The sequence below is a fragment of the Amycolatopsis sp. NPDC051758 genome, from assembly GCF_044453095.1.
GTDB lineage: Bacteria > Actinomycetota > Actinomycetes > Mycobacteriales > Pseudonocardiaceae > Amycolatopsis.
In genome coordinates, this window is record NZ_JBITCJ010000002.1 from 196,810 (window position 1) to 209,453 (window position 12,644).

Annotated in this window: 9 protein-coding genes and 1 pseudogene; 4 read left to right on the forward strand and 6 right to left on the reverse strand. The window is 74.0% G+C overall.

Annotated features, from left to right (window positions below; translation table 11 throughout):
• Window position 1: 1 nt before the first annotated feature.
• Complete coding sequence (locus tag ACIA5G_RS10205; protein WP_395922244.1) at window positions 2-3,613, reverse strand: discoidin domain-containing protein; 3,612 nt, start codon at window positions 3,611-3,613, stop codon at window positions 2-4.
• 244 nt (window positions 3,614-3,857) lie between these two features.
• On the opposite strand from ACIA5G_RS10205, the gene ACIA5G_RS10210 reads away from it, so the two are divergent.
• Window positions 3,858-4,292 carry an SRPBCC family protein gene (locus ACIA5G_RS10210; RefSeq protein ID WP_395922246.1) on the forward strand — a complete coding sequence of 145 codons (435 nt, stop codon included), beginning with the start codon at window positions 3,858-3,860 and terminating at the stop codon, window positions 4,290-4,292.
• 11 nt (window positions 4,293-4,303) lie between these two features.
• Here ACIA5G_RS10210 and ACIA5G_RS10215 read toward each other — a convergent pair whose 3' ends face one another.
• Entirely contained in the window at window positions 4,304-5,173 is an 870-nt protein-coding gene (locus tag ACIA5G_RS10215; RefSeq protein WP_395922247.1) for a MerR family transcriptional regulator, read from the reverse strand.
• A gap of 366 nt (window positions 5,174-5,539) precedes the next feature.
• Here ACIA5G_RS10215 and ACIA5G_RS10220 point away from each other — a divergent pair, with 366 nt between their 5' ends.
• Window positions 5,540-5,914: an STAS domain-containing protein gene (locus ACIA5G_RS10220; protein ID WP_395922249.1), complete on the forward strand. Its 375-nt coding sequence runs from the start codon at window positions 5,540-5,542 to the stop codon at window positions 5,912-5,914.
• Between the two features lie 32 nt (window positions 5,915-5,946).
• Here ACIA5G_RS10220 and ACIA5G_RS10225 read toward each other — a convergent pair whose 3' ends face one another.
• The 4 genes and pseudogenes from ACIA5G_RS10225 to ACIA5G_RS10240 all read right to left on the reverse strand — a co-directional run bounded on the left by ACIA5G_RS10225 (window position 5,947) and on the right by ACIA5G_RS10240 (window position 9,090).
• Window positions 5,947-6,378: a hypothetical protein gene (locus ACIA5G_RS10225; RefSeq protein WP_395922251.1), complete on the reverse strand. Its 432-nt coding sequence runs from the start codon at window positions 6,376-6,378 to the stop codon at window positions 5,947-5,949.
• A gap of 43 nt (window positions 6,379-6,421) precedes the next feature.
• Window positions 6,422-7,246, reverse strand: coding sequence for a BTAD domain-containing putative transcriptional regulator (locus ACIA5G_RS10230; protein ID WP_395923498.1), 825 nt, complete (start codon window positions 7,244-7,246; stop codon window positions 6,422-6,424).
• A 24-nt stretch (window positions 7,247-7,270) separates the two neighbouring features.
• Window positions 7,271-7,930, reverse strand: a pseudogene (locus ACIA5G_RS10235) (response regulator); the annotation flags it as partial.
• Entirely contained in the window at window positions 7,927-9,090 is a 1,164-nt protein-coding gene (locus ACIA5G_RS10240; protein ID WP_395922253.1) for a sensor histidine kinase, read from the reverse strand. The gene ACIA5G_RS10240 and the pseudogene ACIA5G_RS10235, both read right to left, overlap by 4 nt.
• A gap of 247 nt (window positions 9,091-9,337) precedes the next feature.
• Between ACIA5G_RS10240 and ACIA5G_RS10245 the strand changes: the two genes are divergently transcribed.
• Both ACIA5G_RS10245 and ACIA5G_RS10250 read left to right on the forward strand, forming a co-directional pair.
• Window positions 9,338-10,813, forward strand: coding sequence for a choice-of-anchor A family protein (locus ACIA5G_RS10245; RefSeq protein WP_395922255.1), 1,476 nt, complete (start codon window positions 9,338-9,340; stop codon window positions 10,811-10,813).
• 207 nt (window positions 10,814-11,020) lie between these two features.
• Complete coding sequence (locus ACIA5G_RS10250) at window positions 11,021-12,556, forward strand: hypothetical protein (RefSeq protein WP_395922257.1); 1,536 nt, start codon at window positions 11,021-11,023, stop codon at window positions 12,554-12,556.
• Window positions 12,557-12,644: the final 88 nt, after the last annotated feature.

A 12,644-nucleotide genomic window follows, 5' to 3' on the forward strand; every position in this document is an offset into this window, starting at 1 on the left:
GTCAGCCCGCCAGCTTCGCCGCCACGTTGTAGGCCTCCACCAGCAGCTTCGCCCCCGGCACGCGCCGCCGCGGCTCGACGCGGACCGTGCGGCTCTCCCCCGGCAGCAGCCAGAAGTAGTTGTCGCCGTACTTGGTCGGCAGCACCCGATCGGTTCCGTTGTGCTCCCGCAGGGACAGCCGGATCATCGCCGCGACCGTGCGACCGTCGTTGCGGACCGTCGCGGTGAACGCGTCGCCGTCGGGGCGCAGCGTTGTGCTCAGCCGGGCGCCCGGGAGCTGGTTGAGCGCGCGCATCGCCGTGTCGCTGCGGTAGCGCCAGTACGTGTTCTCCGACCGCACCGCGCCGCGGGTGTCGGTCAGGGTCAGCCGCAGCAGGTGCAGGTCCGGGTGCCCGGCCTCGAACGGGACCGTGAAGGCCGCCGCGCCCGAAATCGGGGCCACGTCGAGCTTCTGCTGCTGCGCCGGCCCCAGCGCCGCGCCGTCCAGGCCGTACAGCCGCGCGGTGGCGGTGACCCCGGTGAGCGCGGCCGGGGTGTGGTTGACGACCCGGACCTGCCACGTCGTGAGGTCGGCCTGGACGTGGTGGGCTTCGCAGCCCTTGCGCGCGCCGTAGTAACTGCCGTTGACGTCGAGGTCGTAGTCGTAGGTCTGCCAGACCGTGCTGTGCCACGCCGGGTGCGACATCCACAGCAGCACACCGGTGGCGTCGTTCCACAGCTTCGTGTTCCACGCCTCGAAGATCGCGCGCATGCTTTCGTAGTTGACGAACTGCGCCTTGCGGCAGAACTCCGCCAGGCTCGTCGACGGCGCGAGCCGCGCGTCGATCGCCGCCAGGTAGCTCTGCGGTGACTGGTTGCCGTTGGTCGACCAGTCGTGCAGGAACCACGGCGCGCCGATCGGCCAGCCCGGGTCGTCCGGCCCGACGAGGTTGCGCATGCTCTCGACGACCGACACGGTCGGCAGCCCGATCTCGCTCCAGAACCCGTACTTGCCGCCGGTCGCCTCGCCGGTGAAGTACCGCTTCGGGTCCTGCCAGTAGTAGGGCCCGTCGCCGGTGATGACACCGCCCGCCGAGTTGCCCTGGTAGAGCAGGTCGGTGTTCGAGTGGACGATGTCGCGCAGCGCGTTGTCGATCACCGGCGGCGGGGTGCCTTCGTTGCAGCCGAACCAGACCGTCGCGCAGGCGTGGTGGCGGTAGCGCAGCACGGTGTCCTGCGCCTGCGCCAGGAAGATGTCGTGGTTGGCCGGGTCGGTCGACCAGCCGTCCCAGAACTCGTTCCACAGCAGGATGCCGTACTTGTCGCAGGCGTCGAACAGTTCCTGGCGGTAGGACGAGCCGACCCAGTTGCGGATCAGCGTGAAGTTCATGTCGCGGTGCATCGCGACGACGGCGTCGGTCCGCTCGGGGGTCATCCGGCGCAGCAGCTCGTCCCAGCCCCAGCTGCCGCCGCGGGCGAAGATCTTGACACCGTTGACGAGGAAGGTCAGCGGCTTCGGGCTGTTGTCCACCGACGCGGCATCGGTCCAGTTCTCGCCGTCGGCCGAGACCTGGATCTTGAACGTCGCGGCGTAGGCGGTCTCCCAGGTCAGCACGACCCGGTCGAACGCGGTCGCGGCGCCGAGGTCGACCTGCAGCCACTGGTTGTCGTCGTAGGCCGACGTCCAGCGGGTGTTCGCGTCGCCGTCGAAGGCCCGCTCGGGCGGGTTGCCGTCGGCGACCGACAACGAACTGGACGGCTTGCCCTGCGCCAGGTCGGTGTCCGGGTTCTTGCTGTCGACCACGGCCATCGTCCAGAGCGAGAAGCCCCAGCCGGTGGCCCGCTTGAGGCCTTGCATCCGCACGTACCGGGTGTTCTGCGGGGCGAGGTCGACGGTCTGGGTGGCCCGGCCGTCGGCGATCACGATCGGCAGGTCGTACCGGTAGCCGATCTCACGCAGGCCGATCTTGGCCGTCCGGCGGTCGCTCGTGGCCGCGCCGATCGCCGCGGTGAGCGTCAGGTCGTACAGGTTCGGGTCGCCGTAGCCGTTGGGCCACCACAGCTTCGGGTTCTTGACCTGCTGCTTCGGGAACACGACGTCGGTGCTCTGCCCGGCCGGGACGGTGACCGTGCTCGACACGGTGACCGGGCCGAAGGCGGCGGTGACCTTGACCCGCTGGGCCGTCGCGGCGGCGTTGCGCACCGGGACGGTCAGGGTGACCTCGGCGAGGCCCGGGCCGGGCACCTTCGTGTCGACCCGGACGTCGCCGAGCACGGCGGCGCCGGTTGAGCGCAGGCGCACGTGGTCCCAGATGCCCGACGCGCGGTCGCGGACCGCGGGCATCCAGTCCCAGCCGGAGACCGCGAGGTAGGTCGGCGAGTTGTCGAACATCGTGCTGCCGGCGTCGACCCAGGAACTGCCGTTGGAACCCTTGTCGCCGGGGCTGCCGGGCCGCGGCATCGGCGAGATCTTCACGGCGAGCGCCTGCTCACCGGTGCGGCGCAACGCCGCGGTGACGTCGTGGGCGCCGCGGCCGAACGGGTGACTCTGGGTGGCGATCTCCGCGCCGTTGAGCCAGATCTGCGCTTCGTGGTTTACACCGTCGAACTCGAGCCACACGTGCCGGCCCGGTGAGGTGTCGAGGCCACGCGGGAGGCCGAAGCGGCGGCGGTACCACCACGCGTGCCGGGAGAGCGCCTCCGGGACGTGCATATTGTTCATGCCGGCCACCGGGTCGGGCAGCTGCCCCTGCTCGACGAGCGAGGCCAGCACCGTGCCGGGGACGGTCGCCGGGAGCCAGCCGCGGGTGTCCACCGTGGCAGCGGAGAGGGCCTTGCCGTCCCCGGTGGGCGCCCAGTCGTCCATCGTGAGCACCCAGCCGGACTCGAGCGGCACGGTGCCGTCGGCCGCGACGGCGAGCGCGGGCGGGTCGTCGTGCGGACGCACCGGGAAACTCGTCCAGCCGTGCACCGCCGGGCGGTTCTGCGGGCCGGTGCCGAACACCTGGAAGCCGTTGAGACCCAGGGGGTTCGTCGTCGAGCGGCTCGACGCGGAGAAGCGGACCCAGCGCGCGGTGACGGCCGGGAGCGGGATCGTCACGACGCCACCGGCGCCGGCGTCGCTGTGGTGGACCGTGCGCCAGGCCTTGCCGTCGCCGGAGACGTCGAGGTCGAACACCGTCGCGTAGCTCGACAGGATCTCGAAGCCGCTGGTGTGGGACCGGGACGCGGCGGCGTCGAACGCCGGGTCGCCGGGCTTCGCCTCGAAGGTCAGCACGACCGAGTCGAGCCGGCACTGCGCCTGCAGGTCGACGACGATCCACTGGTCGTCCCCCTGCGCGGCGCGCCAGCCGGAGCCGCGGACGCCGACCTGGGCCAGGCCGTCGACGGCGAACTCGGCCGGGGTCGCGGCGTAGTCGGCCGAGGACACCTGCACCGGCCGGAACAGCGCCAGATCGGTGCGCGCGGCTTGGCCCTCGGCCACGGCGGGCGCCGCGGCCGCAACACCGGGCAGGACGGCCGCCAGGCCGAACCCGGCCAGCAGCCCGGTCCCGGCGGCCAGGACGTGCCGCCGGGAGACGGCGGCCACCTCCACGGGTTCGACGTCCGGGCCGATGCCGTACTCCTCCGCCATGTGTACTCCGTTCTCGAGCGGCAGCCGTGAACGGGGCGCGGGGACCTGGCGGGGCGTCGGCACCGTTGGCTGACAACGTTGCCAGAAAGCTTCGGCGCCGGCCGCCAGGGCCGTCAAGACGACAAGGAAGACAAGAATTAGGAATAATGACATCGATGTCGGCAAGGGCGGTCGTGATGCCCCGCTGAGCGGGCACCGCTACGGTTGCATCGACTCCGCAGCGAACCGGTCCCGGGAGGCCCAGATGGTCCAGGTCGAACGCACTGTCACCGTGCGCACGCCGGTCGAGCTCGTGGCGGCATATTTGGCGGACTTCGCGCACACCGAGGACTGGGACCCCGGCACGGTGACGTGCACCCGCACCGACGCGGGCCCGCTCGAGGTCGGCGCGCAGTGGCACAACGTGTCGGAGTTCCGGGGCAAGAAGACGGCGCTGGACTACCGCCTGACGCGGCGGGACTCCGGGCGCGTGACGTTCGTCGGGGAGAACAAGACCGCGACGTCGACCGATGACTTCACGCTGACCTCGGGCCCGGACGGCACGGAGGTCCGGTACCAGGCGACGATCGTGTTCCACGGACTGGCGAAACTGGCGAGCCCGTTGTTGAAGCGGGAGTTCGAGCGGCTCGGGGACGAAGTGGTGCCGGAACTGACGCGGGCGCTCGGCAAGCTGGGCTGACGCGGGGGCCGTCAGGCGTGGGCGTGGCCCACCGCCAGCTCGACCGCCGAGGCCAGGTCGTCCACCCGAGGGAATCCCCGGTCACCGAGGTGGGTCCACCCCGGCCCCGCGGTGCCGACCACCCGTCCGAGGTCACGTACGCGCGCCGCGAGCAGGTCGTCGGCCGTCGGGGGTGCGAGGGACCACAGGAGCACCAGCACCGGGTCCAGGCGGGCCGCCAGGTCGGCGACCGTCTCGGCCGGCACCAGCTGGCCGAGGTACGCGACCGGCACCCCTGCCTCGGCCAGGGTCGCCCGGAGCGCCTCCATCGGGAGGGAGTGCCGTTCGGAAGGGCAGCAGGCCAGCAGCACCGGACGGCCCGGCACCGCGGCCGGGAAGCGGCGGCTGAACCGCTCGAACGCCAGCGAGATCTCGCTGGTCAGCGCCCACTCCGACGCGAAGCACACGTCGCCGCGCTGCCACCGGTCGCCGAGGCCGCGCAGGACCGGGGCCAGGACGTCGGTCCAGGCGGCGGCCGGGCCGAGGGTGCCGATCGTCTCGTCGAGGAGCCCGGCGACCGACGCGTACCGCAGCTCGTCGGTGGCGTCCACGAGCTCGCGGACACGGCGGGCGGCCGGCACGTCGGGCGAGTCGCCCGGTGGGCCGGCGAACGCCGCGGCGGCGGCCTCCCGCACCGGCATGCCCCGCGCGGAGAGCCGTTGCATGTGCTGCAGGCGGCGGACGTCGGCGTCGGAGTACCGGCGGTGCCGCCCCGCGCCGACCGGCGGGCCGATCCCGTAGCGCGCGCTCCAGCTGCGGAGGGTCACCGGCGACACGCCGAGCAGCTCGGCCACCTTGCCGGGCGCCCAGACGGGCGGCGTGTCGACGTTCTCGGGTTCCACCGTGTCCCTTCACCTCACCGGACGGCGAATGGGCCGAAGCTTAGCGACGCGAACCGCACCCCACCCGGGACGACACGGCGACGCTCCGCCGGACGAAGCCGGCGCAGGGGACGCGGCGGCGGGGCGTCGGCCGGCCGCGTCCCCCTTCGGCGCCGCCCGGCGCCGGTGATCCGGCCCGCGTCAGCCGGATCCCGCCGACCGCGGGGTGTGGCACCCACCGCGGCCGGGGAAACAGGGATGCCAGCCCACGCTATACCTCGGACGCAACGCTTGTGCATCGTTATCCCTCGGATGCCGCAGCGATCCTGCGCCGGAAGAGTGATCTCACGCCTTGGTGGGTACCACGTCCGGCAGGAGGCAAACTCGATGACGGACCCCCGTACCGCGCCCGTGACCACCACCGACGCCGGAATCGTGACCGTCCGGTGCGCGGGCGAGGTCGACGTCGGCGCCGCGCCCCACCTCCGTGACGCGCTGCGCGCCCCGATCCGCGGCCACGCCCGCGGGGTCGTCGCGGATCTCTCCGCGGCCACCTTCTGCGATTCGATGGTCTTGACCGTGCTGTTCGAAGCCCACCGCGACGCCCAGGCGCACGACGTCCCCTTCGCCATCGCGGCGGATGGGCCCGCGGTCACCCGGCCCCTGGAGCTCCTGGGCCTGGACCGGCTGCTGCCGCTGCACCCCGCGGCCGCCGCGGCCCGAGCGGCCGTCACCGGCACCCCCGAACCGCGCCGCCCCTGAACCGGGGAAGGTCCACAAAGGACCGGCCGGCGTCAGAACAGCACCGGCCGGCCCGCGGCGATGATCTCCCACCGGCGGGGCGCCGCCTCGGCGTGCCAGACCGCGAACCGGGCGGCGGCCGCCACGCTCAGGTGCACGCCGGGCCCCAGCTCGGTCACCACGTACGCCCGGTCCTTGCCGTCGCAGAGCACCAGCTCGCCCAGGTGCCGCCGGGCCCGCAGCTCCGCGGCGCAGCGGTCCCCGGCGGCACCGTCGTCCAGGCAGCGCAGCAGGTCGCCGATGGCCTGGGCGGCCGTGCCGAACGTCGCCCACCGGTGCCGCGGAACCGGCTCCCCCAGCCGCCACGGCAGGAAGTACGCCGTCCAGCTCCACCCCGGCCCGGTCTGCGCCGTGCGCTCCCCCGGGCTCGGTTCGGCGGTCCGCGGCACGATCGTGTTCCACGGTGCGGGCACTGCCGGGCTCACCGGCTCCTCCTCGTCCCCCGCGCCGGCCGGCGCTGCGCGGACGCTAGGGACCACCGATGAAATCCTGGTGAACCGCCTCGTCGAGCACCGCCCGGTGGGTGCGCCGCAGCTCCTCGCCGGGCGGGACGCCCAGGTCTTCGGCCAGCCGGGTGCGGATGCGGCCGAACACCGCGATCGCCTCGGCACGCCGGCCGGTGGCCTGCAGCGCCCGCATGAGCAACACCGCCAGCGGCTCGCGCAACGGCTCGAGCGCGAGCACGGCGGACAGCTCCTCGGCGGCTTCCGCGGCCCGGCCCAGCCGCAGCTGCCACCGCGCCTTCCGCGTCCACAGCGTGCTCCGGCGCTCGGTGAGCCGTAACCGCTGCCCCTCCGCGAACGGCCCGGGCAGCCCGGCGAGGGGCTCGCCGTGGAAGAGCCCCAGCGCGGCGGCGCAGCTCGCGACGGCGGCGGCCGGGTCGCCCGCCTCCTCGGCGGCGCCGATGTCCGCGTCGAGCTCCGCCAGCCGGGCCGCGTCGATCCGCACCCCTTCGGCGGCGAACCGGTAGCCGCCGCGGGTGCGGCCGATCACCGAGTCCGGCGTGCGCTCGCCGGGCCCGCGCAGGCACTTGCGCAGCCGGTGCACGTACACCGGCACCACCCGGCCCCCGGTGCCGGGCGGCTCCAGCCCCCACACGCCGTCGAGCAGCTCGGACTGGCTGACCGTGTCACCCGCGCGCAGCACCAGCGCGGCCAGCAACGCCTGCTGGCGCACCGGGCCGAGGTCGAGCGGGCTGCCGCCCCGCCACGCGCGCAGCGGGCCCAGCACCGAAAACCGCAGCCCCGGCACCGGGTCCGGCCCGGCCGGGAGCAGCACCGGCGCGTCGTCCACAATGGACGGCGAAGACCCGGCACGCGGGCTGACGATGCCGTGGTCGAACGCGTAGACGACGGCGGCGGCCCGGTCGCGCAGGCCCAGCTTGGTGAAGATGCGGCTCAGGTGGCTCTTCACGGTCAGCTCCGAGACGACCAGCGCGCCGGCGATCTCGGTGTTGGTCAGGCCACGGCCGGCCGCACGCAGCACGTCCAGCTCGCGCGGCGTCAGCAGGCCCGGCGGCGGGCCCCCGGACCCGTCGGCGGCCGCGCGCCGGTAGGTCGTGAGCACGCGGGCCGTCACCGCCGCGTCGAGCCAGGCGTCACCCGCGGCCACCGCGCGCACCGCCCGGATGAGGTCTTCGGCGGGCGAGTCCTTGAGGATGTAGCCGACCGCGCCGGCGCGCAGGGCGCCCGCGAGCAGCTCGTCGTCGTCGAACGTGGTCAGCGCCAGCACCGGCGGCCGGGCGCCGGCCCGCCGGAGCCGCCGGGTCGCCTCGATCCCGTCGACGTGCTTCATCCGCAGGTCCATCACGACGACGTCCACCTCGGCGGCGGCCAGCGCCGCGGGGACGTCCGCGCCGTCACCGCACTCCCCCGCGATGACGAACCCGTCGCGGTGGCGCAGGATCCGCCGCAGCCCGGACCGCACGAGCTCCTGGTCGTCGACGAGCAGGACCCGGACGACGTCGGCGTCCGTCACGATGCGGCACCCGCCGGCACGCTGACCGCCACCACCCAGTCCGTCCCTTCCGGTCCCGCGCTGAACTCCGCGCCCAGTTGTCCCGCCCGCGCGGCCATCCCGGTCAGGCCGGACCCGCCCGCGGCGGTCGGCAGGGCCCCGGCCGGGAGCCGGTTGCGGACGGTCAGCCGCGCTTCGCCCGCGCCGATGGCCAGCCGCATCCGCGCCGGCGCCCCGGCGCCGTGCTTGGCCACGTTGGCCAGGGACTCCTGCGCGATGCGGTACAGCCCGAGCCCCGCCAGGTCCGGCACCCCGGCCGGGTCGCCGTGCCGCTCGTAGTGCACCGCCAGGCCGGCCGCGCGGGTGCGCTCGACCAGCGCGCCGATGTCCCGGGCGTCCGGCAGCGGGCGGGTGCCGGCGGGCGCCTCGGCGAGCAGCCCGACGGTCCGGCGGATGTCGGCCATCGCCGCCCGCCCGACCCGTTCGGCCTCCTCGAGCCCCTCCAGGGCCTCCTCGATGTCCCGGTCCTGCTTCAGGGCGTGCCGGGTGCCGGTCAGGTGCAGCAGCGTGATGCTCAGCGAGTGCGCGACGACGTCGTGGACCTCGCGGGCGATCCGCTGCCGTTCGGCGAGGACGGCCTGGTCGCGGGCGGAGTCGCGGGCCGCGCGCTCGGCTCCCAGCGCCCGCACGTACCAGCGCATCATGACCCCGCCGGCCAGGCCGAGCAGCACCGCGGCGACGTAGACCGGGAACCCGACGAGCCCGACCCGCGCCGAGGCGACGCTCAGCGTCGCGACGCTCGCCGCGGCGACGCTCAGCGCCACCACCGGCCGGGCGATCGCCGCCGTCTCGGCGGTGAGCACCACCAGCATGACCGGGGCGAAGTCGGGGACAACCGGGTCCGACAGGAGGATCGCGACCGCCGCCACCACGGTGAGCGCCTTCAGCCACGGCGGCGCGATCCGGCCGGTGACGGCCCAGCCGAGCGCCGTCACGACCGCGAGCAGCCCGCCGAGCGCGATCGGCGCGGGCGGCACCAGCGCCCCGCGCTGCGCGACGGCGGCGACCGCCAGCACGGCCCCGAAGGCGCTCACCCCGACCGGGACCCACCACGGGAGCGCGATCCCGGCCCGGCCGATGCTCGTCTCCAGGCGGCTCCGGACCCCGCTCACCACCCTCACCCGCCCAGCCTAGGAACTCCGCCGCACCGGCGCATCCTGCCCCGGGAGGACGCCGGGGTTCACCGGGATTTCATCGGCCCAGGTCCGTCCACTGTGGCCGGCTGCCGTCCGGGTCCGGCAGGCTGATCGACGCGACCCGCTCGGCGCTGATCCGGCGCGCCCTCGATCGGGTGGATCGGCGTGCCGGCGCTGTGACCGGCCCGTATCGTCCGCCATGGGAAGTCCACAGTGGACAGGGGAGGTTTCCGTGCGCGTGACCCAAACCGCGCTGGCGGCGCTGGCGGCCTGCGGGCTCGTGGTGCTTTCGGTGCCGTTCGTGCGGTCCGCGCAGGCCGACCCGCTGCCCGGCGGCCTCGGGCCGTGCGTGCCGGGCAGCTGCCCGGGGACCCACCCGCCGGTCGGAAACGGCTCGTTCGCCGGGCGTGACAACGGCATCAACGTCTTCGTCGGCGGCAGCATGCGCGTCACCGGCAGCGCCGCCGAGGCCGAGGGCCGGGTGGTCGTCGGTGGTGACTTCACCCTGCGGAAGACGTCCGGCTCCTCGATCTACAACGTCGGCGTCGCCGGGGTCGGCTCCCGGGTGCCGCCGCCGGACGGCGCCGACTACCTGACCGTCGGCGGGGACCTCACGGTCGCCGAGCGGCAGCGGCTCGACGCCGTCGGCGACTCGGCCGGCGGGGTGGTCCGCCACGCCGGGACGGCCACCGGCACCGTGCTCGGCACGCTCGTGCACGATCCGGCGGCGATGAAGCCGTACGCGGGGCTGCGGGCCGGGCTCACCGCGGCCAGCGAATGTTATGCCCGCACCGCCGCGACCGGGACCGTGGAGAACCAGAACTACCAGACCCTCTTCACCGGCGACGGGAAGTCCGCACTGCAGGTCTTCACCGTCACCCAGGACATCGCCGGGCGGGGCGGCAGCACGCAGGGCATCGTGTTCACCGGCATCCCCGCGGGCGCGACGGTGCTGGTCAACCTCACCGGCGGCGTCCGGACGATCAACACCTACAGCGGCACCCTCGACGACAACGACCCGCTGAACCGGCTGCGCCCCCGCCTGCTGTGGAACTTCCCGGAGGCGACGACGGTCCAGCTCATCGGCAGCGGCATGTTCCAGGGCAGTGTGCTCGCGGGCAACCCCGGCGGCACGACGACGGTGACACTGCCCGGCACCAACGGGCGGTTCTTCACGGCGGGCGACCTGGTCCACGGCTCGAGCGCCGGCCAAGGCGGCGGCGGGCAGGAGTTCCACTCCTACCCGTTCACCGGCGACCTCCCGTCGTGCGACAAGACGCCCGAGCCGACCACGACGACCACCACGACGACGAGCCCGACACCGCCGAGCACCCCCGGCACCACCACGACGACGCCGACCACCGGCAACCCGACCACCACAACGTCGACCAGCACCACCGAACCGACCGCCACCACGTCAACGACCACCACCGAGCCGACGACCAGCACCACACCCACCTCGGACCCGACCACGCCGACCGGCCCCACCACCACGACGACCCCGGTGACCACGTCCACAACCACCGCCACCGACACGACCACGTCGTCCAGCTCGGCCACACCGGCCCCCGTGCCGACCACGCCCGGCGGCACCGGCGGTCTCCCGGACACGGGCACCGACGTGGGCCCGGTCCTCGGCCTCGGCGCCCTGCTGCTGACCGGCGGCACCGCGCTGGTGCTCGTAACGATCCGGCGGCGGACCCGCTGACCGATCCGGCCCGCGGGTCCACAAGGGACGCCGAGCCACACTGCGGACCCACGCCGGGCGTGCCACCATCGGGTGAGGCCAGGTAGGGACCGGCGGACCTAACACGGGCGTAGCACCCCGGTAATCCGCCGTCACTACGGTCCTCGGGTCATGGTGATCGGGCAGAGGGCGGACCCCGCGCCGGTGGCGCGTCCGCAAGGTGAAAAGGTGCTTGCGGAAACGACAACTGAGCAGCAGGAGCAGCGGACGACGACCACGCGCGGCCGGTGGCTGCCCGTCTTCGGGGCGGTGCTGGGCGCCGTTGCCTTCCTGCTGGTGCGCGGCAGCCTGACCGACGACACCTACATCACCCTCGCCTACGCGAAGAACCTCGCCGTGCACGGCGAATGGGGCGTGATCCCCGGCTCGCCCGCGAACTCCGCGACGTCCCCGCTGAACGTCCTGCTCCTCGGCGCGCTGACCCTGGTGACACGGGTGGCGGGCGGCCCGCACCCGGTGGTGGCGCTCGGGATCCTGACCGTGCTGTGCGGCGCCGCGCTCGGCTGGGCGTGGCTGCGGGCCGGCCGGGTGCTCACGCTGCCGCCGGTGGCCGGGGTGCTCGGGGTCGCGCTGGTGCTGCTCAACCCGTTCGTGCTGTCCGCGATCGGCCTCGAAGTCCTCTTGATCCCCGCGGTGCTGCTGGTGCTCACGGTCTTCGCGCTCGAAGGCCGGCCGCTCCTCTTCGGCGTGACCGCCGGCCTGACCGTCCTCACCCGGCTCGACCTCGTGATGTTCGTCGTGGTGATCGCGGTGAGCGCCCCCGCGATCCGGCGGCGCCTGCTGCCCGCGGCCGGCGCCGCGGTGCTGACCGCCGCGCCGTGGTTCGTCGTCAGCTGGGTCGTCTTCGGCTCGTTCGTGCCCGACACGCTGGTGATCAAGCAGCTCCAGGCGGGCCTGTTCGCGCCGTGGAGCTACAGCACCGGGCCGATGATGTACTACCTCGGCTGGCCGGTGACCGTCCTGGTGTCGTTCGTGCCGGCGCTGCTCGGCGCGGTCGCGCTCGCCGCGTGGGCCGCGGCGCGGTTCGGCGTCCGGTGGCCGGACTTCCCGGCACTGGGCCCCTTCGCCGCGCTCGCCGGCGGCGGGATCCTCTACTACGTCGCCTATTCGTTCCTCGGGGTCGGCCCGTTCCACTGGTACTACGTGGCCCCGGTGACGGCGGTGAGCGCGTTCGCCGTCGCCGCCTTCGGCACCTGGTACGCCCAGACCCGCGAACGGCCGCCACTGCGGACCGGGCCGCCGGTGGCCGCGCTCGGGCTCACCGGGGTGCTGGTGCTGTGCGGCGCGGCGGTCGACGTCGCCCAGGGCGTGCCGTGGCCGTCGCCGGTGATCTTCGGGAACTGGGCGAGCGCGCAGGACTACGCGCGGGTCGGCACCGAGCTGGGCGCACGGCTCGACGGCGCGAGTGTGGCCAGTCCCGGCGAAATCGGCACCCTCGCCTACTTCTGCGAATGCACGATCGTCGACGAGTTCTCCGACCGCGGCCGGGCGGTCGCGCTGGTCGAGCAGCGGATCGCGACGGCGAACCCGCTGATGAGCCTCGCGCTGCGGGTGAACTACCACTGGCTGGACCGGTCGATCACGCCGCGCAAGCCGGAATACCGGCTGCAGTACGCCGGGGGCCCGGCGACCGGACCGGACAGCTGGCAGGTCCGGTCCGCGGCGAAGGGTGTCGGCCACTTCACCCTGACCCGGGAGCCGTGACCGCCGCGCTCATCTGAGCAGTCACCGGAAGTTCACGGGATTTCCCCTGGACGCCAGACTGCGCGGCGGGCCGGAAAGGCCATAGGGT

Coding starts and splice junctions, on each gene's coding strand:
- ACIA5G_RS10205 (WP_395922244.1), bottom strand. CDS start 3,613: ATGGCGGAGGAGTACGGCATCGGCCCGGACGTCGAACCCGTGGAGGTG.
- ACIA5G_RS10210 (WP_395922246.1), top strand. CDS start 3,858: ATGGTCCAGGTCGAACGCACTGTCACCGTGCGCACGCCGGTCGAGCTC.
- ACIA5G_RS10220 (WP_395922249.1), top strand. CDS start 5,540: ATGACGGACCCCCGTACCGCGCCCGTGACCACCACCGACGCCGGAATC.